Here is a 22,588-nt window from a genome sequence, read left to right as displayed (position 1 = left end):
TTGTCGTATAATGGACATAAGGGCACTCTCTCCTGTCTTTATGTTTGTGTGGTAACTTACATTATACAGGATTTGGGGAGGTGCTCTATTTTTTATGCCTAGAAACCCTTGGTATGTAAGGGCTTGGAATTATGAAATTGACTCACTTAAGAAAATAATTGAGTTTAATATTCAAGATAAAGCAGAATGTAAGAGTTTTTGGCGGAAGTAAAGAAATACCGATCGCTAAAGTGAAAGATAGGTGTTTGTACTTGAGGACTGTTCGTAAAGAAGTCCAAGCGTTGTCCATTAAATCCTTGGAGTCGACTTTTAATAAGCTTGCAACTGCTTATAAGAGTATGACCGAAAAAGGTTCAAATACAACACTTGTTGAAAAAAGAAGAAACGCTATAAAAGTCGGTTTAGAAAGCCTCAAAGAGAATTGGAATACTGGTGAATTTTTCTATGATGCAGAAACTATATTGATTTCTAAAGATATTTTGCGAAACCTTATTCCTTCTATTGAACAGCAGTTAGCAACTGCTAAACAGGGAAGCTCTCAAAAAACATTAATTGAACGTCGCTTAACTGCGATTAAGATGGCTATTCAATCTTTAGAGAACCGTCTAAACTAATTAAAGATAAATTGAAATCGTCCAATCGTTAAGAGAAAATTTTCTTGTGTAGAAAAGCTGCTTTTATTGTAGGTGATTTTCGAGGTGTAGGCTCAAGAAACAAAAATATAGTTTATAAGAAGAAAGGAAAGTTAACTATGAAGAACGTAATTCCATTTTTAATGTTTCAAGGCGGTATTGCAGAAGAGGCAATGAATTACTACACATCATTAATCGAGGATTCAGAAATAAAAAGCATTACTCGATACGGTGCAGAAGGACCTGGTGAAGAAGGAACTGTTGTACAAGCTGTGTTTTCGTTAAAGGGGCAGGAGTTCATGTGTATCGATAGCCATATTAATCATGAGTTTTCGTTTACTCCGTCTTTTTCTATCTATTTAACTTGTGACACAGAAAAGGAAATTGACAACCTTTATAATGAAATGATGCAAAAGGGCACAGCACTCATGCCTATAGATAACTATGGGTTCAGCAAAAGGTTCGGATGGCTCGTTGACCAGTTTGGCATATCGTGGCAGTTGAACTTGCCGGAGTAATTAGCAAAAAGGCATTTTTGGAGGGTATCATGGGCAAACATCAAATTTATTCAATGAGCGCAGCAAAAATTTATTCCTGTTATATTTTGAAAGTAGAGAAAAAAGGGCGAACAAAATCTGAAGTCGATGAAATCATTTGTTGGATGACGGGTTATAGCCAAGAAGAGTTAGATGCGCAATTGGAAAAGGAAATAACTATAGAGAACTTCTTTGCAGAAGCAACTCAACTGAATCCTTCACGCTTGTTAATTAAAGGTGTGGTCTGTGGTGTCCGAGTTGAGGATGTTGAAGAACCGACGATGCGAGAAATTCGTTATTTAGACAAGATGATTGATGAGTTAGCAAAAGGTAAAGCAATGGAAAAAATCTTGCGATCATAATCATTATTTAAAGTACGCTATATATCTTTAGGGGCATTCCTGTATTTATGTGAATGCCTTTTTTCATCTCTAAGAATAGGATAATGTTTAATTAGAAGCGATCAGGTCAATTCGTATTTTATTCATAGTGTTAACGTATTCCAATATACTTTTAAGTTTTTCATGAAATAGATAGAAATAGAGTTACTAAAAATGTTTGAAATGCAGCAAGCTATTCATTAAGCGTTTAGCTAACGTAAGAATAAGCAATATCGTTATTATTAGGAGTTGAACTTGAAAGCGCTTAAAACCCAATTACTTAGAGTATAAACAATATTGAAATATTTTTTAAAAAGTAGTTGGAATATTAGAATATCCATAGTATGATAACAAGTAAGGTGATTTAAACCTTTGCAAAAGAAAGTAAAAAAACGGGGAGGGTATTGATTTATGAAATTGAAAAAGTGGTCGTTTTTACTAGCTTTGGTACTAATGATGAGTTTAGTACTAGCGGCTTGTAGCGGAGACGACAAGGAAAAGGATACGAGTAAAGAGGATCCTGATAAGGTTGAAGAGACAGATAAGGAAGAGCCAAAAGATGAAGGTGAAGCTTCAGAATCTTCGGATCAGACGCTTAACGTAAACATCAGAACTGAGCCACCATCACTACATCCAGGTCTAGCAACAGATACAACTTCTGGTGCAGTATTAAACCAAACATTTGAAGGTTTAATGCGCGTTAACCAAGAAGGCGTAATTGAAGAAGCTATGGCAGAATCGGCAGAAATGTCTGAGGATGGAATGACTTATACGTTTAAAATTCGTGAAAATGCAACATGGTCAAACGGAGATCCTGTAACAGCTAAGGACTTTGAGTTTGCATGGAAATGGGTACTTGATCCTGCAAACGTAGAAACTGACTATGCTTACCAATTGTATATGATCAAAGGTGCACAAGCTGCTAAAGAAGAAGGCGGTTCTGCAGACGATATCGGTATTACAGTTGAAGATGATAAAACACTTATTGTAGAACTTGCGCAACCAACTGCTTATTTCTTAGAGTTAACAGCATTCTACACGTTCTTCCCGGTTCATCATGAACTAGGATCAGCAAACCCAGGATGGGCACAAGATGTATCTGATAACTATGTAACAAACGGTCCTTTCTTAATGAAAGAATGGAAGCATAAAGATAAAGTTGTACTTGAGAAAAATCCTGGATATTGGGATGCTGACACAGTACAATTAGAAACTATTAATATGTTCATGGTTGAAGATGAGAATACGGCAAAACAAATGTATGACAATGGCGACATCGACTGGTTAGGATCACCAACGGATTCAATTCCATTGGCAGCTATCCCAGCTTACAAAAAAGATGGAATTCTTAACATTTCTACACTTGCAGGAGTTTATTACTATGCATTCAACGTAGAAGAAGCACCATTTAACAACCTTAACATTCGTAAAGCTTTTGCTTCTGCAATCAACCGTCAAGGTATTGTAGACAACATTACACAAGCAGAGCAATTACCAGCAATGGCATTAGTACCACCTTCAATCTTTGAAGAAAATGCAACAGGTTATTTCAAAGATAACGATGTTGAAGGCGCGAAAGAACTATTGGCAAAAGGATTAGAAGAACTAGGTTTGGACAAGTTGCCACCAGTTAAACTATCTTATAACACAAGTGAAGCACATGGTTCTATCGCACAAGCAGTTCAAGATATGTGGAAAGAAAATCTTGGTGTTGATGTAGAGCTTCATAACGAAGAGTGGGGCGTATATCTAGATTCAATGGGATCAGGAGATTTCCAAGTTGGTCGTATGGGTTGGTTAGCTGACTTTAACGATGCTATCAACTTCCTTGAAATCTTTGAAACGGTTGGCGGAAACAACTATACGAACTGGGAAGATGCTGAGTACCAGGATTTACTGAAAAAGTCTAGAGCAGAAACAGATCCAGCTGCACGTGAGCAATTACTACGTGATGCTGAAGCGATTTTCATGGAAGCTCTTCCAATCGCACCTGTTTATAACTACACGAACGTTTGGACAAACAAAGAATATGTTAAAAATATTGAAGTATCACCACTTGGTTTAGTTCAGTATAAGTGGGGCTATATCGACGGTAAGTAAGATTTTTTGAAAGACAATAGATGTTTATAGGATTTATAGGGGGTGATTAGTTCTCACTCCCTATTTTTTGTCTAAAAAGATGAAAGTAAGCATCGAGGAATTACGGAGGTGTAAGCGCTTGGCTAGATATTTACTTAAAAGAGTAGGTTATATTCTTCTTTCTCTTTTTTTCATCATTACAATTACTTTTGGCTTAATGAAATTAGCTCCAGGAGGTCCATTTACTTCTGAGCGGAAGACTTCTCCAGCTATTGAAGCGCAAATGAATGAAGCATATGGTTTAAATGATCCGATTCACGAACAATATTTTAACTATCTAATCAATGCAGTTAAATTAGACTTTGGTCCTTCCTTTAAATATGAAGGTCAAGAAGTAACGGATATAATAAAAAGAAGTTTCCCTGTTTCTCTTATCTTGGGACTTGAGGCAATTTTTATTGCCCTTGGCTTAGGCGTGATATTCGGGGCATATGCTGCCATCCGGCATAACAAGATGGGAGATTACACCATCATGATCGTAGCGATATTGGGAATCTCAGTGCCAAGCTTTATTTTGGCGACGATTCTTCAATATATTTTTGCAATGGAATTGAAAGTCCTTCCATTAGCACGATTTGAGTCATTCGCACATACGATATTGCCAGCATTTGCTTTAGCGACAACGCCACTTGCATTTATTGCCAGATTAATGCGTTCAAGTATGTTAGATGTACTGAATGCAGACTATATTAAAACTGCCAAGTCTAAAGGATTAAGTGAGCAAGTCGTAATTTACCGACATGCAATACGAAATGCGATTCTTCCGGTTGTTTCCTATATGGGGCCACTCGTTGCAGGTGTACTAACAGGAAGTTTCATTATCGAGAAAATATTTGCTATTCCGGGTCTAGGAAACGAGTTCGTAGTAAGTATTACGAACCGGGATTATACAGTTATTATGGGAACGACTGTATTCTACAGTGTTATCCTACTAATTTCGATTTTAATTGTAGATATAATTTATGGATTGATTGACCCACGGATTAAGGTTACTGGAAGGGGGGCTAATCAATAATGACACAAATACATTTGAAAGATTCAGATTTTGAGTTGATTGAAAAAGACCATGAGGAATCTGAAAAAATTGCGGGTAAAAGTACTTCCTTTTGGTTGGATGCTTGGCGTAGGTTTAGAAAGAATAAGCTAGCCCTTTTTGGTGTAGTTGTCATTTTATTATTGGCAATTATGGCTCTCATAGGTGAACCGATTTCTGGACATACGTATGATAAAACAAATTTAATGAATGCGAATAAAGCGCCGTCTGCTGACCATTGGTTTGGTACAGATAACTTGGGTAGAGATGTATTTGCTAGAACTTGGTATGGTGCAAAAATATCCCTATTTATTGGTTTGATGGCTTCGTTGATTGATTTAGTTATCGGCGTAATTTGGGGCTCAGTAGCTGGATTCTTCGGTGGCAGAGTCGATGAGTATTTAATGCGCATCGCAGATATTTTATACGGCGTTCCTTATTTACTTGTTGTTATTTTATTGATGGTCATTATGCCAAAAGGATTATGGACGATGATTATTGCGATGACCATAACCGGGTGGATAAGTATGGCTCGGATTGTACGTGGTCAGGTCATGCAGCTGAGAGGCGAGGAATACGTTATGGCCTCCAGTTCATTAGGGGCCAGTAATACAAGGTTATTGACTAAGCATTTAATTCCAAATACGCTTGGCCCTATCCTTGTTACACTAACATTAACAATTCCGACGGCTATTTTTACTGAAGCATTTTTAAGTTATCTTGGTTTAGGTGTACCTGCTCCACAAGCAAGTTGGGGTACGATGTCAAGTGATGCTTTATCTGCCTTCGAGTATTATCCATACCAACTCTTTTTTCCAGCATTTTTCATCTGTTTGACGATTTTAGCATTTAACGTCATTGGAGATGGGTTAAGAGATGCAGTGGATCCGAAAGAACGCAAATAAAGGAGGGATGCAAAATGAATAAACTATTAGAGGTTAAAGACTTAGCTGTGTCATTTGAAACGTACGGCCCCGATGTTCAAGCGATTCGAGGAGTTTCTTTTGAATTAAATGAAAAAGAGACGCTAGCGATTGTTGGTGAATCAGGGTCTGGTAAAAGTGTAACTGCCTACTCTGTTATGGGTTTAATTCCTATGCCTCCTGGAAAGTTCACGGGTGGGTCCATAGTATTTAACGGAGAAGATTTAACACAGAAGTCAGAAAAGCAAATGCAAAATATACGTGGGAAAGATATAAGTATGATTTTCCAAGATCCGATGACATCAATCAACCCTACAATGCGTATTGGAGCACAAATCGGAGAAGGTTTGATTAAACATCAAAAGTTATCGAAAAAACAGGCACATTTACGTGGAATTGAATTATTGAAATTGGTTGGTATTCCAAATCCAGAAACACGTATCAATCAGTATCCTCATCAATATTCAGGTGGGATGAGACAGCGAGCAATGATCGCGATTGCACTTGCTTGTAACCCAAAAATCTTAATTGCAGATGAGCCAACTACTGCTCTTGACGTAACGATTCAAGCCCAAATACTTGAATTAATGCGTGATATTCAAGAACAAACAGGAACGGCAATTATTCTAATTACGCATGACCTGGGAGTTGTTGCGAACGCAGCGGATCGGGTTGCAGTTATGTATGGTGGAAAAATTGTTGAAACGGGTAATGTTGACGAGATATTTTATAATCCAAAACATCCTTATACGTGGGGCTTATTAGGTTCAATGCCCAAATTAGAGAACCAAGGACAAGAATTGCAAGCGATTCCAGGATCACCGCCAGATCTCTCTGATCCTCCCAAAGGCTGTCCTTTTGTAACAAGATGTCCTTATGCAATGAAAGTTTGTAAGGAACATATGCCAGATTACACAAAGTTATCTGAAACGCAAAAGACAGCTTGTTGGTTATTAGATGAGCGTTCGCCTAAAGTAGAGATTCCTGAATCGGCCATTGTTGGAGGTGCAAGAGCTCATGGATAAAGGTAGAGAAAAATTACTAGAGATTAAAGAGCTGAAAAAGCATTTTCGAATGGATCGAAAAAGTATATTGAAGGCAGTGGACGGCATTACGTTTGATATTTATAAAGGGGAAACATTTGGGTTGGTAGGAGAGTCCGGTTGTGGTAAATCTACTGCTGGTCGAACAATTATGCGCCTTTATGAAGCTACTGAAGGTGAAGTGAAGTTTCAAGGTGAAGATGTACATGCGAAAAAATCCAAAAAAGAGTTAAAGAAATTTAATCGCAGTATGCAAATGATTTTCCAAGATCCTTACGCTTCCCTGAATCCTAGAATGACGATAAAGGATATCATTGCAGAAGGTATTGATATTCATGAGTTGGCTAAAACGAAGGAAGAACGTAATGCACGTGTAATTGAATTGCTTGAAACAGTAGGTTTAAACGGTGATCACGGGAATCGTTATCCACATGAATTTAGTGGAGGACAGCGTCAACGCATAGGCATTGCGCGTGCTTTGGCGGTTGACCCTGAATTTATCGTGGCTGATGAACCGATTTCAGCTTTAGACGTTTCGATTCAAGCGCAAGTTGTAAATCTATTGAAGAAACTACAAGTTGAACGCGGATTAACCTATTTGTTCATCGCACATGATTTGTCGATGGTTAAGCACATTAGCGATCGTGTAGGGGTAATGTACTTGGGGAATATGGCTGAAATCGCGACGAGTAAAGATTTATATGAAGATCCGATGCATCCATATACGCAAGCCTTACTAAGCGCGATTCCTGTATCAGATCCAGAGGTGGAGAGGAACAGGGAGCGAATCTTGATTGACGGGGATATTCCAAGCCCTATTGACCCTCCTAGTGGTTGTCGATTCAGAACGAGGTGCCCTTTAGCAATGGATGTATGTAGTCAAGTTAGGCCAGTATTAACTGAATATAAGGAAGAGCATTGGGTGTCGTGTCATTTATATGACGATGAATACAATGCTGAACATAAAGCTAGAGTAGAGTAGTAATGCGGTCCCGGTCTAATAGATTGGGACCGTATTTTTTTTAGATGAAAGAGTAGTGTAGATCCTTTAGTAAAATATAATTTCCCTGAATATCCATTAATGAGTTATACTATACTAACTACATTAAATAGAATATTCGAACTATGGTTATTTATACATATGTAAGGTGGTATTCATTATGTATAAACGTTTAGCAGTTGGAGTTTTTATAATAATTCTCAGTATGCTGTTTTTTACATTTCTTTTGCCGATTGAAGCAAAAGAAAATAAAAACGACATGCTTATTTTGCATTCTTTAACGAAAAAAGTAAATGTCTATTCGTCGCTTTATATGCTGGATGATAAAAAGAAAAACCTTACGATTGACGACATTACTTCTGAGGAGTTAAAGGAGAACTTTATACGTGCTGAACGAGTAAACCAGCAGGGTGGTTTTTTTGAAAAGGTTACTTGGATTCGTTTTTCAGTAGACAATCGGTCTATACAAAGAGATTGGTTGTTGGAGCTAGCTTTTCCGATTATCTATGAGATTGACATTTTTTCAGAAGATGAATCAGGAATTACCGAATTGCAAAGTGCTGGATCCAATCATCCGTTCACGGAAAAAGAAATTGAACATCGAAACTTCGTTTTTAATTTGGCAGTAGATCATGGAAAACAGAAAACGTATTACGTTAGAGTACTTGGCCCAGGTGCCATGCATCCTCCAATAAATATATGGAATTCGAATTCTTTTATTGAAAAAACACAAATGGAATTCAGTCTTTTAGGATTTTTCTATGGCATGATTTCTGTCATGATATTATATAACTTATTTCTATACTTTAGCTTAAGAATCTCTAGTTATCTCTACTATGTTTTAGTGATTACTAGTACACTACTAGGACAATTAGCAACGAATGGATTAGCGTTTCAATATTTATGGCCGAATTCCCCTTCTTGGAACGTCATTGCTACTCCATTTTTGGTCAGTGTGGCGTGTATCTTCATTTTATTGTTTACGAGGAGTTTCTTAGACACGGATCGATACTATTATCGATTCAAAATGATTTCTTATGTTTTGATGAGCTTAAATGTTGTAGTTATCATGGTTTTATTTATCTCTCCAATTGCCGCATTGAATATCATGCTTTTAAGTACATTAAGTACGTTTTTTATGGTCTTAAGTGTCGCATTTATTTGTTTGAAACGAGGCGCAAGACAGGCACGTTTTTTCATAGTTGGTTGGCTCTTCTTCTTAATCGGTGTATTTGTAACAATTCTTGAAAGAGCTTCGGTCATCCCTTATTCCATACTTACAGACTATGCCGGACAAGCGACTCTAGCAATTGAGGTAGTCTTACTTTCTTTGGCGCTCGCAGACAAAATAAACATTATGCGCGCTGAAAAAGAGCAAGCGGAATTAGAGCTGAAAGTCAGTCGTGAATTAGCGATGGAAAGCTTGCAAAAAGCTGATGAGCTGAAAGATGAATTTTTGGCCATTACATCGCATGAATTACGTACACCTCTTTATGGGATGATTGGAATAGCAGAATCTTTACGAGATGGTATTACGGGGCGTGTATCAAAAGGAATGAGTGATCAACTATCTATTATTATTCACAGTGGGAATCGACTCACTCATTTAATAAATGATATATTGGATTTTTCTAAGTTAAAACATGATTCACTCGATGTGTACCTAAAACCCGTCGATCTAGCTAGAATTACGGATGTTATATTTATGATTTGCCAACCACTAGTAAAAGAAGGGACCGTTAAACTAGTAAACTCAATAGATCATTCTTTACCAATCGTCATTGCGGATCAAAATCGTCTCCAACAAATTTTCTATAATTTAATTGGCAATGCCATTAAATACACGACAAACGGAAGTGTGGTTGTTTCGGCAGAACTTCAAGCTGGATATGTAAAAATAAATGTTTCGGATACAGGAAGAGGAATACCAAAACATCAACTAGAAAAAATATTCGCTCCTTTTACACAAGGTGATGTATCCCTTTCCAGAGAAGTAGGAGGGACGGGTATAGGCCTTAGTATTACGAAACAACTAGTAGCCCTACATGGTGGGGAAATCGAAGTGAAATCAAAAGTTGGCGTAGGTTCAACATTTAGTTTTACACTACCTATCCAGGTAGACCAGGAAGTTGTCGCAGATGTCGTGCTATCAGAAGACATCTATGTTGAAGAGGGCTTTGAAGTATCTACACCTGATATTCAATTCTCTTCAAAAGCGGTTAAGATTCTTGTTGCTGACGATGAACCAGTAAATTTACAAGTCCTGATGAATCAACTCTCACTAGAAGGATACACAGTAATTACGGCTTCAAATGGGGAAGAAGTGTTACGGATAGTTGAGGAGCAATCCATTGAATTACTTATTCTAGATATCATGATGCCGAAAGTATCAGGTTTTGAAGTATGTAAACGACTGCGGAAGAAGTATTCCTTAATGGAATTACCGATTCTAATGCTAACGGCAAAAAGTCAGGTTCGTGATAAAATAACATCTTTTGAAGTCGGTGCAAATGATTATTTATCAAAGCCTTGTGATAAAGAAGAGTTGATTGCTCGGGTAAAAACTTTAGTGCGCCTAAAAGATTTAAACCGAGAGCTGCAAAACGTGAATCTTCGGCTTGAAGAGAAGGTTAAAGAACGTACGGAAGCGCTTGAGGTTGCCAATATCGATTTGACAACAATGAATGAGGATTTAATTGTTATGGAAACGGCTAGACGTGAACTTTTAGCAAATATTGCACATGAGTTAGGGACACCCGTAACGCTAATTCACGGCTATATGCAAGCAATCCAGCAAGGACTTGTAACATCGGACGACTCGTATTTTGGTAATCTCGTGTATGATAAAATCAAAGTGTTGAATCGACTTATCGATGACTTATTTGATTTATCTAAGCTCGAAGCAGGTCAAACGAGCCTGAATATGAAGATGGTAAATGTGTATGAATGGCTTGAAAGGACATTTGATAAGTTTGAAATGGATGTTTTACAAAGTGAAAGAAAACCATGTCTACTTGAGAATGACAAGCATATGGAAGAGTATATGTGTTTAATTGATACGGAACGAATGGACCAAGTTATTTCAAATTTAGTTCGAAATGCAGTTAAATATACAGCTCCAGAGGATGGAGTACTATCTATATCGGCAAAAATAAGTGCTGAAGACTATCAATTAGTAATAAAGATTGAAGACAATGGGTACGGAATATTTGAAGAAAATCTATCTGTTCTATTTGAACGATTTTATAAAGGAGTCCCCTCACCTACAGCAATTCGACAGAGTGGTACGGGACTTGGCCTTGCAATTGTTAAGGAAATTATTCATAGTCATAATGGTGAAGTATGGGCGGAGAGTAAGGTAAATGAAGGAAGCATCTTTTATTTATCTATACCGATTCAAAAAGAAGCGAAGAAAGTCACGTAATTGCGTGGCTTTTTTATATTTAATTAAAAAACAGTTTCGACTCGACCATCTTAAGAAATTCTTCATAGTTATCAATGGTGATTGTTAAGATTCGTCGGTTACAATTGGTAGTAGAGAGTTGGAAAAGTGAGGTGCGGTAGATGACTAAATTCACAGTGCTCGTAGCAGATGATGATCAAGATATACGGGACGGGATTGAAATCTATTTAAAAAATGAGGGGTATAACGTTGTGAAGGCGGCTGATGGGAAAGAAGCGCTTGAACTTCTCGAGGAAAGCGAGGTTCATCTTCTCATCCTCGACATTATGATGCCTAATATGGACGGGATTACAGCGACGTTCAAAATAAGGGAAGCACGCAATATCCCAATAATTATGCTAAGTGCGAAATCAGAGGACTCTGATAAGATTCATGGGTTATCTGTAGGTGCAGATGATTACGTAACGAAACCTTTTCATCCGATGGAATTAATGGCTCGTGTTAAATCACAACTAAGGCGTTATGTTCAACTGGGTACGTATGATGGACAGCAACAAAAGATTGTTATTGACGGGTTAACGTTAGATGAAGAGGCAAAAGAAGTCTTAGTGGACGATGTGGCCGTAAAGCTAACTCCGATTGAATATAAAATTACAGAGTTACTTATGAAAAATGTAGGGCGCGTATTTTCGATTAATGAAATCTATGAACGTGTGTGGAACGAAGCCGCGTACAATGCTGAAAACATCGTGGCAGTACACATTCGAAAGATTCGTGAGAAAATTGAAGCGGATCCCAAAAACCCGAGATACGTAAAGGTGGTGTGGGGCGTTGGCTACAAAATCGAAAAATAATTGGTCACTAGTCTGGTCCCTCCTCGCACTTAGTATTGGGGTCGTTACGATAGGTTTTTGCATTACCTATATTTACGAGATGTTAAATGAAGGTGCACTTCGGTCAAGTCGAGCAATCGCACAATTGGCAAGATTTTTTAAAGGGGGCGTCTAATAGATGAAAAACAACCGATGGCTTCCTGTTTTGTGGGCTACATTCGTTGCGATTTTCCTAATCGCATTCTTTTCAATCATTCAACAAGGGCCTATGTATATTGGTAAAAGTTATATAGACACGTCCGAATTCAAAGAAGAAGTCAACGTGTTTTATGAGAATATCGGACCTATGGTGTTGAATCCAATCGACCCTGAAGAATTGAAAAAGAAAATACCTGTTACGCAACGGGAAATAGAAGAACACCGCACAAGGTATGGATCTCTTACTGATCAGATTAGAAGCATACAAACTCAATATGAACATGAGATTGAAGCAGCGGAATCCAGTTCAAATGAAGAAGTGGCTGCTGTACTAAAAAAAGAGCGCGATACAAAAATTGTGGATATTCAAAAAAACTTTGAAGATGATGCGCATGTCGAAGCGAAAATCAGGACCGAGAAATCGAAAGTTATAGATGATTATCTTGAAAATATAGGAACTTCTGAACAATGGACAATTCCGTTTCGATATAAATTTACGGATGTAGAAACGGGCGAGACTTTTACTTCGGGTAATCTAGACGTCCCAGCCGCTTATAAAAAGTCATTTAACGAAGCGAATGGATTGCTTCGAGCAGGTTCTATCACTAGATACGGAGCGTATGGAGATGCAGTATTAGAGATTACAGATTTAGGGCGCTATTATAATTACTTTAATAAAGATGAAGTTCTTACAGAGTCAGCAGAAGAATATGGCCTGCAAAATGTAGTCAAAGATTCATTTCGATTGTACGAAGGAACGGTCATTGTTCCTAAACAGGCATTAAAAGAGGGAAATCTAGGAATTCGAGTTGCAAATTTTAATAAAGCAAAATACATTCTTTATATGATTTGGATTTTAGGTGCTTTAGCGTTAGCAACTTTACTCACAAAGCTTCGTTTCCAAAAAGAGTGGGCTACAGAAATTGAATTCAAGCACTATTATGACAAACTAAAAATCGATACGAAGTTGGCGTTGCTCTTATTTTCAAGCTACGTAACTTTATTCGCTGTCTATATGAACAGCGAGCACTATGGATACTATTTCTTTGTGACAAGTATTGGCGTGTGGATTGATCGATTATTTGAATTTGGAATATTAGTCATTCTGCTTACAGTGACAGTTTTTCAACTAGTGAATATTGTGGAACGGTTAAAAAATAAAAATCAAATCAAACAGGATTTTGCAACGAGTTATACGTATAAGTTTTGGACCTCACTTCAAGAAATGTTCCTGAAGAAATCGATTGGGGTACAAACGGTTATCCTACTTGTTGGTGTATTCTTGGCGGGAATTGGTTTCGTCGCTTGTATGCTAGCGCCGGTTCTTCTACTCGTATATATTCCTGCCGTTCTTTTCGTAGCTTTACCTGTGTTGTTTATCTTGTTAAGAAGGTCGGCATATTTGAGTCGCATTATTAAATCAACCGAGGAAATGGCACACGGGCGACTTCACCAGGAAATTCGTGTGGAAGGGAAATCAGCTTTAGCTACACATGCTGCTAATCTAAATAATCTTCGTGAAGGTGTACGGAAATCGATGACGGAACAAGCAAAAAGTGAACGACTGAAAACAGAGTTGATATCTAATGTAAGTCATGATTTAAGAACACCTTTAACATCGATTATTACGTACACGGATTTATTGAAAGCTGAAGAATTATCTAAAGAAGAACGTTTAAAATATGTAGATATTTTAGATAAGAAATCACAACGCTTGAAAACTCTGATTGAAGATCTATTTGAAGTATCCAAAATGGCTAGTGGGAATTTAGAATTGCATAAGCAACGGGTTGACTTAACACAACTACTTCAACAAGCTCTTGCTGAACATGAGGGAGAAGTTTCAACGTCGGGTCTAGATTTCCGAATGACCTTTCCAGAAGTTCCACTTATTGCACATGTTGATGGGAAGCGTTGGTGGCGCGTTCTTGATAATTTAATTGTCAATGCCATTAAATACTCCTTACCTGGTACTCGCGTGTATATTACGTTGGTTGAGGTTAATGGAAATGCTGAATTTGTATTCAAAAACATTACAAAGTACGAACTCGGTGAAAACGTGGATGAGTTGTTCGAACGATTTAAAAGGGCGGATACATCTAGAAATACCGATGGATCAGGACTAGGTTTAGCCATTGCCCAATCGATTGTTGAAATGCATGATGGGAAAATGGAAATCGAAGTGGACGGGGATTTGTTTAAAGTTAGTGTAACTGTACCGACGATTTATTGAATAAAACAATAGAGGCTAACTCATTCGCATCTCCTAAGGTGAATGGGTTAGCTATTTTATCGTGTTGTTGAATAGAAGTAGGGTGTATTTGCATATACTACTTTTTATGGGGAAATAAGCAGCGCACAAAAGTCGTAGGTATTGAAGCTTTAAATTATGGCAAAATTAATAAATATAGAGCTGTTTTATAGCATAATCAAGGTAAATAGTGTATAATTCAAATAAGGGGGCAGAATATTATGACAATTAGAGAAGGCAAGTATCCGAACAAAGAGGATTATAATTTAAATCGTACAAGAGAAGGAATTGGGAAAGTGGATCCTGATGAGTTGCCTCTAGCAGACCCTTCGCAGTCGGATGTAACGAATGAATTGACGTATAAAGTAACGGAATTAAATGGTGAACATAGGCCTTCCGCTTACAGTGATAACAAAATGAATCGGAAGTCTTAAAATAGAAGATGTTAACTATGCAACCCTACTTAATAAAAGTAGTGGTTGCTTTTATTATTCAATGTATTCTGATAAAATACAATTGTACCAATAGGTGGAAGGGAATGATAGATTTGGGAGCATTTGCTCAATTGAAGTTAGCGAGAGGGTTTACACTAAGTCGTCTTAAACAGTCTACTGAAGAGTCATGGGATGTTCAGCCAGCGGGATTTAGTAATACGATTCGTTGGAATGTAGGGCACGTTTTAGTAACTTCGGAGTATTTGATAGGAAGAGCTATTGCAGATTATGAAAAAGCATACCCAGAGTGGAATTCCTTTTTCGCTGCAGGTACACGTCCAGAAACATGGGATCAAGAACCGCCTTCTATAGAAGCGCTTATAAAAGCTTTGAAAACACAAAACGAACGATTCGAATCAATAGTAGGTGATAGAGTTTCAGAAACGCTAGTAGTGCCAGTTACCATTGCGAAAGTTCAACAAATGAATACACTTGAGGAAGTTCTGTACTTCATGAGTTGGCACGAAGCAACTCACTCAGGATTAATTCAAGGTCTCAGGCAAGTAATCGAAAGTGAGTAGTTTAAATCCATATATAGGTAGTCAAACAGCAAGATTTCCTGTTTGACTACCTATATTTATTTTACTAATCCATGTTCAAATGCATAGATAACGGCTTGCGTACGATCTTGAACATCCAGTTTGGATAATAAATTACTTACATGTGTTTTCACAGTTTTTAGTGCTATAAATAAATCATCCGCAATATCTTGATTGGTTTTACCTTTTGCTAGAAGTAACAAGATTTCTTGTTCTCTTGCAGTTAGGTCTTCGTGTAGGAAGTGTTCATTGTTCATGCGCATTTTTTGCATCATTTTGGTAGTTACTTCAGGCTCCAAAACCGTTTGACCTTTTAACGTTTCCCGAATGGCCTCGGCAATTCGTTTCGCATTCGACGTTTTTAGAATGTAACTAATCGCACCGGCTTCGAGTGCTGGATATACTTTATCGTCATCTAAAAAACTGGTAACAATAATAATTTTAGCTTCTGGCCACTCTTTAATGATTGCAGCAGTCGCTTCTGCTCCGTTCATGATTGGCATGACCATATCCATTAAAATAATATCTGGACGTAGCTCAAGTGCTTTACTAACCGCTTCTTTGCCATTTACTGCTTCCCCGATGATTTCCATATCGTTTTGAATTTGCAGGTAAGCCGAGACGCCAATTCGTACCATTTCATGATCATCAACTAATAGAATTCGTATCATTTATTTCCACCTCTTCTCGAATGGGCAATTTCACCTCAACAATTGTTCCTTGTGATGGAACTGAAACAATTCGACATGTGCCTCCAATTTCAATTGCGCGTTCTTTGACGTTTTGCAAACCATAGGAACCGCCTTTCCCATCATCCTCTTTAAATCCAATGCCATTGTCTTGAACACGAAAAATAGCTAGGTTGTCTCTTTCGACAAAAAGCACATGAACTTCTGTTGCCTGTGCATGGCGTAACGTGTTAGAAAGTGTTTCTTGTGCAATTCGAAATAGGTTATCTTCTGCACCCTTTGACAAGGCAACTTCCTCTAATTGGTACTGAATATCAAACAATACTTTTTCTTTCAATTCGTCTATTAATTCTTTTAGTCCTTCAGCAAGTGATTTATTGTTAAGAGCTGCGGGACGTAGGTGAAGTAGGAGTGCTCGCATTTCAAGTTGCGCTTGCTGAACCATTCGTTCTACTTGGAGAAGCGGCTTTTGTGCTTCACCCTCTTCGGCACCTTCTGTTATTGCGGACAGTAACATGGAGGCGGCAAATAATTGTTGGGAGACGGAGTCATGTAATTCGCGTGCAAGTCGCTGGCGCTCCTGAATAATTTGTTCTTGAATAAGCTGATCTTGTGTCTCTGCCCGCTCATCTGTAATTCGTTGCAAGCTTTTTTTCTGTGTAACAATAACGTCCGCTACATTGTCGAGGGCTTTATCGATACGCGGTGAAAATCTTTTGATTTTATGATTTTTTCTCTCTGAATGAATGACGTTAATGAGCTTTTCTTCAATTGATTTTTCTTTGAGCTTTACTAACGTATAGGACCAAATTGCAATCCAAAAGCCAATAATCAGTGCAGTATTTAAGATCCACCAAGCAAGGGGTACTTCAGGAAATTGAGTTAAACGCATGTTGGTAAATAATGACCAGCTTTCTTTTAATGAACCCCCGATTAGAAGGTATGAATAAACTGCTGCGATAATTGTAAATAAGAAAGAGAAGAATAATCCACGTAAGATGACTGTTTTCATTTTCTTGTCACCTCAATATCACCTATCCAAGTAGATAGTGTAATGATAAGTTCGACGCTATCGTTTGAAGCTTCACTATATCCATCCTTCATGTGTAGCGACTCGTTTACTAATCGTGTTTTGCTGTTCCCAAATAGTCGAATGTCCCCAAGTAAAGTCGTGTAATGGATACGAACAGGAATTTCATAAGGCAAATCAATTTTAATTTTACCAAATCCTTGTCTAACTGAGATAAGGGATGTTTTTTTGGGTAAAACAGTGTCCGTCACATCAATGTGAATATCGCTAAAAAGTCCTTGAATATGAATATCTTCCCATTCGTAAGAAGAGAAAGGGGAGTTTTGTATGGAAAATAAATTGTTCTTCCAAATACCGTTGGGTGTATTCGCCTTATACTCCTTAAAGGGGCGTAGGATTTCGTTTGAAGGAACGCCCTGCCACAACTTCACAAGAATATAGATCAGTGTCGCAAAAATAAGAAGGCGTAAACTCCAAAATGTAAACATAGCTAATACAATAAATAGGAGCCCTAGAAAAAAGAGTTGTTTGGAGTGTTTCTTCATGCCAAAGTGGATTAGAACAGCACCGATAAGGATGAAGAAAATACTAGCGTTATGAAAAAATAGAGTTTCAATTAGTATAAGTGCAAGAAAAGTAAGTACAAAAAACGAAATTTTATTTGTGGTAATCTGCCCCATGATCGAACCCCTCCTTTTCGGTACTCATTTATTAATCTGTTATCCAGCAAGAACCATTGCCGAGTAACGGGCAATGGCTGTCTATATGCTGAAACGTTTATCTTTCCCTAAAGAATAGTGTACACATTTTAACTTGTTTTTGCTGGATTTGTATGAAGAGATTCCAATCTTCGTTCCATAGAAGAATAATCATAGTTGCGTTCAATTTTTCCACCAAGGGATTCAATATATTTTTCTGTGTCACTAAAAGATGTTGTTTTATGATCGACAGCTTCGGATGAAATAATTTTGTCCATTCGATGATGTGCACGTGTAACGTTTTCTTTCCCCATTAATTGTAACTGACGAACTTTCATGTCTTTCACTTTATGTTTCATTTCTTCGAATTTTCGTTCCAAAGAAATAAGCTCGTTTGTTGCTTCAGTGACGGCCTGTGCTAGCTCGTCTGCTCGGGAAGTATAAGTGGCAACTTCAGTTGTTGCAAACGCGATAAGGTCCTCTTCCTCAGCCTCGTGTGCTAAAGCTAATTGCTCCTTGCGTTTAGAAGCCATTTTTTCCGCTTCCATTTGTTCTTTACGAAGTTCCGATGTGAGTTTTCCTTGACGCTCCAGTAACTTTCCTATCGAGTCCGTTTGTTTTTCGGCTTCACGGATGTATTGGTTGAGCATAGCGATAGGGTTTTTGGACTCATTCTTGTCGAATAAAGTATGCAAGTCTGCTTGAACTGAGTATTTAAATCTGTTCCAAAGTGAATTCATAATTTGTTCCTCCTTTTATTTTATAAGCTCGTTCCATTGGCGTTCAAAGTTATTAAACGGGTCGTCTGATACGGAAATAATCGCATCATTTTTATTTTGCTTCCAATTTCTTAATACATAGTAAACAGCCACAAGTGCGATGATTCCGATGAAGGCAGGGATGTTAGAAATAGCAGTTAAAATACCGATTAGAATAACGAGTCCCCAGAATACCTTGGCAAGTGACGAGTTACTCTTTCTGTAATAATGAAATCCTGCATAGGCAATTAGTGTTGAAAAGGCTAAAGCAAGAAGAGATCCTAGATTCAAAAGGACAATAATTGCTGCAATCGTACCGGCAAGTACTAGTAAGAATTTATTCATTTTTTGTTTCCTCCTCTCTTTTGTATCTTAATCATATATGGACTTTCATCTTTACAAAACGGTCGCGGAGTGTATTTGTTCTAAGTCTAAAGGCTGAATTATCTTTAGGTAACTCTAGCAATTGTAAGCCCTTTCATGTAAGCTTGTATTATATTAATAATCTATCAATTCAGAAATTGATGGATATATTTCAATTGGTAATAGGGGGATATTGGATTGAATATCGGCTTATCACTTACGCTGAACGCTGCTAGACATCCTGAGAAAATGGCAATTACTTGTGAAAATCGAATCTATTCCTATAAGGAATTGAATCGGGAAGTAAATCGTATGTCAAATGGACTCACGAAAATCGGGTTGAAAAAAGGTGACCGAGTTGGAATTTTTATGAAGAATTCCGATTACTATGTAGTGGCTTTCTATTCACTGATGAAGTTGGGGCTAATTGCAGTTCCGATTAACTTTCGCTTAACAGCATCGGAAACGAGCTATATTATCGAACAGTCTGGATGTTCCGCAGTGATGTGTGATAGTGAATTTGAGGAAGCTGTTGCTGAAGCATCGAATGGGAATGCAAAAGTAATCGTACAACAAGCAGCTAAATTGCCTGGAAGTATGTCTTGGAACGATGTACTGAGCGAAGATGATACAAATCCAAATGTCTTTATTGCTGCTACAGATGATGCAGAAATTTTATATACATCGGGTACAACTGGGAGACCAAAGGGTGCATTATTTGATCATCAGCGGGTATTGAATGTGAATACTGGAATGATTATGTTACTAGGATTAACAAGCCAAGATCGGTTTTTACATTTAGCACCTCTTTTTCATTCAGCACAATTAAATTTATTTCTAATATCGGGCATTATGTTAGGCAGTTCAAGTGTTATCCATCGTGATTTTCACCCAGTGACAACACTTGAATCCATTCAAAATTACAAAACGACAGTTTTCTTCGCTGTGCCTGCGATGTATAACGCACTATTACAAGTGCCAACAGCAAAAGAGTACGATGTGAGTTCAATTAGAGCGTGCACATACGGAGCGGCTCCAATGGCCCCGTCGCTTGTTGAGAATTCAATTGACTTATTCGGAACAGATCAATTTTTTAACTTATGTGGATTAACGGAAGGCGGACCGGGAGGCGTTTACTTATCCCCAGAAGCGCATAAGACGAAATTAGGAGCTGGCGGGAAGGCAATGTTCTATACGATTGCCCGCGTTGTTAATGAAGAAATGGAAGATGTGAAACCTGGTGAAACAGGAGAGTTTGTATTAAAAGGCGAAACAATTATGAAGGAATACTACCGCAACTCAGAGGAAACTGAAAAAACGTTTTCTGACGGCTGGCTACTAACAGGGGACCTTGCAACAATTGATGAAGACGGGTTTATTACAATTGTAGATAGGAAGAAAGATATGATTATCACCGGTGGGGAGAATGTGTATTCTGTTGAAGTTGAACAGGTATTGAATAGTCACCCGCAAGTGCTCGAGGCCGCGACGATTGGTGTGCCGGATGAAAAATGGGGAGAGCTTGTTGCGGCTGTCATCGTTCCGAAAGCGGAAGAAATCATCGATGAAGAAGAAATACAACGGTTCTGCCGAGAGAAATTAGCAGGCTATAAAATCCCGAGAAAATTCTTTTATTCAGAAGTACTTCCAAGAAATGCGTCTGGAAAAATTCTTAAGTATGCGCTTCGTGAAATAAATACAAGTAAAGTAACTTGAATACACTTCTTAGGCAAAGCATAGGCTTATTTGAGGAGATCGTAGAAGTTAGCTTATTAGAAGGACAAGCAAATGTTAGTGAAAGGCATTAATTTCATTCAAAAAGGGAGATGGTCTTTATGATGCAAACACCATTATTGTTGTCGTCGTTCGTTAAAAGAGCTGAACAATATTTTCCTGATAAATTAATTATTTCACGTACTGGAGAAAACAAGATTCATCGGATTCCATACAGTGAGTTTGCGAAAAGATCACGTAAACTTGCGGATGCACTCACCAAATTAGGTATGAAACATGGAACGAAGGTTGGTACGTTTGCCTGGAATCACCACCGTCACTTAGAAGCCTATTTCGGGGTACCTTGTACGGGAGCCGTTCTTCATATGATTAATATTCGTTTGTCGCCTGAACATATTGCATATGTTATTAATCATGCGGAAGATGAGATTCTACTTGTAGATGACAACCTATTTCCTCTCTTATCTAAACTTGCACCGATGTTAAAAACGGTAAAACATTATGTCATTATGGGAGATAGTAAGGAAATTCCTGAAACAACGTTAGAAAATGTTCATTCGTATGAAGCACTACTCGAAGTGGCATCGGATGAATATGTATTTCCCGAAGATCTAGACGAAAACACACCGGCGGGCATGTGCTATACGTCTGCTACCACTGGCAATCCTAAAGGTGTTGTTTATACACACCGTGGACTCGTTCTTCACAGTTTTGCGCTAGGGCTTGCAGATGCGATGGGCTTACGTGAGCAAGATGTGGCTCTCGCAGTTGTCCCAATGTTCCATGCAAATGCTTGGGGGATGCCATTTGCGGCAGTTTTCTTTGGAACTACCCAAGTAATGCCAGGCCCCGGCTTTAATCCGGCACTCATACTTGATTTGATCGAACAAGAAAAGGTAACGATTACTGCAGGAGTACCAACAATTTGGTTGGCTGTGCTAAATGAACTTAAAAAGAACCCGCGTGATCTGTCATCCTTACGCGCTATCATTTGTGGAGGTTCTGCGTCTCCAAAAGGACTCATTCGCGCATTTGAAGAGAATTATGGAATTCCATTTATTGTCGGCTATGGACTAACGGAGACATCACCTTTAGTTAGCTTATCTGTCTTAACATCCAAAATGGAAAACCTAACGATGGATGAGCTTGTCGATATACGTGCGCTTCAAGGGTTACCGATGCCAGGACTGGAAGTGCAAGTTATCAATGAAGATGGCGAAGTAGCATGGGATGGGAAGACAATGGGCGAATTAACGGTAAGAGGCCCGTGGATTGCAAGTGAGTACTATAAAGACGATCGTTCTGCAGAAGCGTTTAAAGGTGGTTGGTTGCACACGGGAGACATAGCTGTCATGACTGAGGATGGGTTTATTAAATTGATGGACAGAACCGCAGATTTGATTAAAAGTGGCGGCGAATGGATTTCATCCGTAGATCTTGAAAATGCATTAATGACCCACGAAGCGGTATTTGAGGCAGCGGTTATTGCAATACCAGATGAAAAATGGTTAGAACGTCCACTTGCTTGTGTTGTCTTACAAGAAGGTCAAGTAGGAGATGACGCAATGAAAAAGAAATTACTATCTTATCTGGAAGATCAGTTTGCGAAGTGGTGGGTACCCGACGATGTTGTATTCTTGGATGAAATACCAAAAACTTCTGTGGGTAAGTTCTTAAAGATGGCACTTCGAAAAGAATTAGCATTATAGAAAACTAAAATAGGAAGCATCTGGTAGAAAGATACCGGTTGCTTCCTATTTTGATTAATAATCTTAACTGGATTGACAAATTATTTTATTATTATTCAAGGTGTTTTCTCTAAGCTACAAAGGAGTTTACTCTAAAATAGTTATTATAGTAAAGTGGATGGTCATAATCCGTCTATAGGTTACGTAGAATAACTTCGGGAACT

21 protein-coding genes are annotated in these 22,588 nt (G+C 38.1%); 16 read left to right on the top strand and 5 right to left on the bottom strand.

Features of this window, described 5'->3' with window-relative positions; translation table 11 throughout:
* Positions 1-251: 251 nt before the first annotated feature.
* The 14 genes from ACXYMX_RS11435 to ACXYMX_RS11370 all read left to right on the top strand — a co-directional run bounded on the left by ACXYMX_RS11435 (position 252) and on the right by ACXYMX_RS11370 (position 15,386).
* Positions 252-614 carry a hypothetical protein gene (locus tag ACXYMX_RS11435; protein ID WP_459044367.1) on the top strand — a complete coding sequence of 121 codons (363 nt, stop codon included), beginning with the start codon at positions 252-254 and terminating at the stop codon, positions 612-614.
* Between the two features lie 137 nt (positions 615-751).
* On the top strand, positions 752-1,150 hold the full coding sequence (locus tag ACXYMX_RS11430) for a VOC family protein (protein ID WP_459044366.1): 399 nt from the start codon (positions 752-754) through the stop codon (positions 1,148-1,150).
* 29 nt (positions 1,151-1,179) lie between these two features.
* A complete protein-coding gene (locus ACXYMX_RS11425) occupies positions 1,180-1,530 on the top strand; it encodes a DUF2200 domain-containing protein (protein ID WP_459044365.1) in 351 nt (116 codons plus the stop codon).
* A 429-nt stretch (positions 1,531-1,959) separates the two neighbouring features.
* Positions 1,960-3,648, top strand: coding sequence for an ABC transporter substrate-binding protein (locus ACXYMX_RS11420; protein WP_459044364.1), 1,689 nt, complete (start codon positions 1,960-1,962; stop codon positions 3,646-3,648).
* A gap of 118 nt (positions 3,649-3,766) precedes the next feature.
* Positions 3,767-4,702, top strand: coding sequence for an ABC transporter permease (locus ACXYMX_RS11415; RefSeq protein ID WP_459044363.1), 936 nt, complete (start codon positions 3,767-3,769; stop codon positions 4,700-4,702).
* Positions 4,702-5,625 carry an ABC transporter permease gene (locus ACXYMX_RS11410; protein ID WP_459044362.1) on the top strand — a complete coding sequence of 308 codons (924 nt, stop codon included), beginning with the start codon at positions 4,702-4,704 and terminating at the stop codon, positions 5,623-5,625. Before ACXYMX_RS11415 ends, ACXYMX_RS11410 begins: the two co-directional genes overlap by 1 nt.
* Positions 5,626-5,639: 14 nt before the next feature.
* Positions 5,640-6,668 carry an ABC transporter ATP-binding protein gene (locus ACXYMX_RS11405; RefSeq protein ID WP_459044361.1) on the top strand — a complete coding sequence of 343 codons (1,029 nt, stop codon included), beginning with the start codon at positions 5,640-5,642 and terminating at the stop codon, positions 6,666-6,668.
* Positions 6,661-7,668 (top strand): ABC transporter ATP-binding protein, encoded by a 1,008-nt coding sequence (locus tag ACXYMX_RS11400; protein WP_459044360.1) that lies wholly within the window; start codon positions 6,661-6,663, stop codon positions 7,666-7,668. The genes ACXYMX_RS11405 and ACXYMX_RS11400 overlap by 8 nt, the downstream gene beginning before the upstream one ends.
* 178 nt (positions 7,669-7,846) lie before the next feature.
* Entirely contained in the window at positions 7,847-11,110 is a 3,264-nt protein-coding gene (locus ACXYMX_RS11395; RefSeq protein WP_459044359.1) for an ATP-binding protein, read from the top strand.
* A gap of 140 nt (positions 11,111-11,250) precedes the next feature.
* Complete coding sequence (locus ACXYMX_RS11390) at positions 11,251-11,943, top strand: response regulator transcription factor (RefSeq protein WP_459044358.1); 693 nt, start codon at positions 11,251-11,253, stop codon at positions 11,941-11,943.
* Positions 11,921-12,097: a hypothetical protein gene (locus ACXYMX_RS11385; protein ID WP_459044357.1), complete on the top strand. Its 177-nt coding sequence runs from the start codon at positions 11,921-11,923 to the stop codon at positions 12,095-12,097. Before ACXYMX_RS11390 ends, ACXYMX_RS11385 begins: the two co-directional genes overlap by 23 nt.
* 3 nt (positions 12,098-12,100) lie before the next feature.
* Entirely contained in the window at positions 12,101-14,353 is a 2,253-nt protein-coding gene (locus ACXYMX_RS11380) for a sensor histidine kinase (RefSeq protein WP_459044356.1), read from the top strand.
* A gap of 239 nt (positions 14,354-14,592) precedes the next feature.
* The gene (locus ACXYMX_RS11375; protein ID WP_459044355.1) at positions 14,593-14,805 is read left to right on the top strand and encodes a hypothetical protein; all 213 of its coding nucleotides are present in this window, start codon (positions 14,593-14,595) and stop codon (positions 14,803-14,805) included.
* Between the two features lie 104 nt (positions 14,806-14,909).
* Positions 14,910-15,386, top strand: a complete 477-nt coding sequence (locus tag ACXYMX_RS11370) for a DinB family protein (RefSeq protein WP_459044354.1) — start codon at positions 14,910-14,912, stop codon at positions 15,384-15,386.
* Positions 15,387-15,442: 56 nt separating this feature from the next.
* On the opposite strand, the gene ACXYMX_RS11365 is transcribed toward ACXYMX_RS11370, so the two are convergent.
* From ACXYMX_RS11365 to ACXYMX_RS11345, 5 genes are all read right to left on the bottom strand, one after another.
* Complete coding sequence (locus ACXYMX_RS11365) at positions 15,443-16,075, bottom strand: response regulator (protein WP_459044353.1); 633 nt, start codon at positions 16,073-16,075, stop codon at positions 15,443-15,445.
* Positions 16,053-17,105, bottom strand: a complete 1,053-nt coding sequence (locus tag ACXYMX_RS11360; RefSeq protein WP_459044352.1) for a sensor histidine kinase — start codon at positions 17,103-17,105, stop codon at positions 16,053-16,055. The genes ACXYMX_RS11365 and ACXYMX_RS11360 overlap by 23 nt, the downstream gene beginning before the upstream one ends.
* Complete coding sequence (gene liaF / locus ACXYMX_RS11355) at positions 17,102-17,803, bottom strand: cell wall-active antibiotics response protein LiaF (protein ID WP_459044351.1); 702 nt, start codon at positions 17,801-17,803, stop codon at positions 17,102-17,104. Before liaF ends, ACXYMX_RS11360 begins: the two co-directional genes overlap by 4 nt.
* A 128-nt stretch (positions 17,804-17,931) precedes the next feature.
* Positions 17,932-18,561: a PspA/IM30 family protein gene (locus ACXYMX_RS11350; RefSeq protein WP_459044350.1), complete on the bottom strand. Its 630-nt coding sequence runs from the start codon at positions 18,559-18,561 to the stop codon at positions 17,932-17,934.
* Between the two features lie 15 nt (positions 18,562-18,576).
* On the bottom strand, positions 18,577-18,924 hold the full coding sequence (locus ACXYMX_RS11345; protein WP_459044349.1) for a lmo0954 family membrane protein: 348 nt from the start codon (positions 18,922-18,924) through the stop codon (positions 18,577-18,579).
* 216 nt (positions 18,925-19,140) lie between these two features.
* Here ACXYMX_RS11345 and ACXYMX_RS11340 point away from each other — a divergent pair, with 216 nt between their 5' ends.
* Both ACXYMX_RS11340 and ACXYMX_RS11335 read left to right on the top strand, forming a co-directional pair.
* The gene (locus ACXYMX_RS11340) at positions 19,141-20,658 is read left to right on the top strand and encodes a class I adenylate-forming enzyme family protein (protein ID WP_459044348.1); all 1,518 of its coding nucleotides are present in this window, start codon (positions 19,141-19,143) and stop codon (positions 20,656-20,658) included.
* 119 nt (positions 20,659-20,777) lie between these two features.
* Positions 20,778-22,385, top strand: coding sequence for a long-chain fatty acid--CoA ligase (locus ACXYMX_RS11335; protein ID WP_459044347.1), 1,608 nt, complete (start codon positions 20,778-20,780; stop codon positions 22,383-22,385).
* Positions 22,386-22,588: the final 203 nt, after the last annotated feature.

This window comes from Sporosarcina sp. CAU 1771 (genome assembly GCF_054482775.1).
Note: the sequence above shows the minus strand (reverse complement) of the source record. Positions and strands in the feature narration are given on the sequence as shown.

Excerpts from the sequence above, each read along its gene's own strand:
- ACXYMX_RS11430 (WP_459044366.1), top strand. The coding sequence starts at position 752 with ATGAAGAACGTAATTCCATTTTTAATGTTTCAAGGCGGTATTGCAGAA.
- ACXYMX_RS11425 (WP_459044365.1), top strand. The coding sequence starts at position 1,180 with ATGGGCAAACATCAAATTTATTCAATGAGCGCAGCAAAAATTTATTCC.
- ACXYMX_RS11420 (WP_459044364.1), top strand. The coding sequence starts at position 1,960 with ATGAAATTGAAAAAGTGGTCGTTTTTACTAGCTTTGGTACTAATGATG.
- ACXYMX_RS11410 (WP_459044362.1), top strand. The coding sequence starts at position 4,702 with ATGACACAAATACATTTGAAAGATTCAGATTTTGAGTTGATTGAAAAA.
- ACXYMX_RS11405 (WP_459044361.1), top strand. The coding sequence starts at position 5,640 with ATGAATAAACTATTAGAGGTTAAAGACTTAGCTGTGTCATTTGAAACG.
- ACXYMX_RS11400 (WP_459044360.1), top strand. The coding sequence starts at position 6,661 with ATGGATAAAGGTAGAGAAAAATTACTAGAGATTAAAGAGCTGAAAAAG.
- ACXYMX_RS11395 (WP_459044359.1), top strand. The coding sequence starts at position 7,847 with ATGTATAAACGTTTAGCAGTTGGAGTTTTTATAATAATTCTCAGTATG.
- ACXYMX_RS11390 (WP_459044358.1), top strand. The coding sequence starts at position 11,251 with ATGACTAAATTCACAGTGCTCGTAGCAGATGATGATCAAGATATACGG.
- ACXYMX_RS11380 (WP_459044356.1), top strand. The coding sequence starts at position 12,101 with ATGAAAAACAACCGATGGCTTCCTGTTTTGTGGGCTACATTCGTTGCG.
- ACXYMX_RS11375 (WP_459044355.1), top strand. The coding sequence starts at position 14,593 with ATGACAATTAGAGAAGGCAAGTATCCGAACAAAGAGGATTATAATTTA.
- ACXYMX_RS11370 (WP_459044354.1), top strand. The coding sequence starts at position 14,910 with ATGATAGATTTGGGAGCATTTGCTCAATTGAAGTTAGCGAGAGGGTTT.
- ACXYMX_RS11365 (WP_459044353.1), bottom strand. The coding sequence starts at position 16,075 with ATGATACGAATTCTATTAGTTGATGATCATGAAATGGTACGAATTGGC.
- ACXYMX_RS11360 (WP_459044352.1), bottom strand. The coding sequence starts at position 17,105 with ATGAAAACAGTCATCTTACGTGGATTATTCTTCTCTTTCTTATTTACA.
- liaF (WP_459044351.1), bottom strand. The coding sequence starts at position 17,803 with ATGGGGCAGATTACCACAAATAAAATTTCGTTTTTTGTACTTACTTTT.
- ACXYMX_RS11350 (WP_459044350.1), bottom strand. The coding sequence starts at position 18,561 with ATGAATTCACTTTGGAACAGATTTAAATACTCAGTTCAAGCAGACTTG.
- ACXYMX_RS11345 (WP_459044349.1), bottom strand. The coding sequence starts at position 18,924 with ATGAATAAATTCTTACTAGTACTTGCCGGTACGATTGCAGCAATTATT.
- ACXYMX_RS11335 (WP_459044347.1), top strand. The coding sequence starts at position 20,778 with ATGATGCAAACACCATTATTGTTGTCGTCGTTCGTTAAAAGAGCTGAA.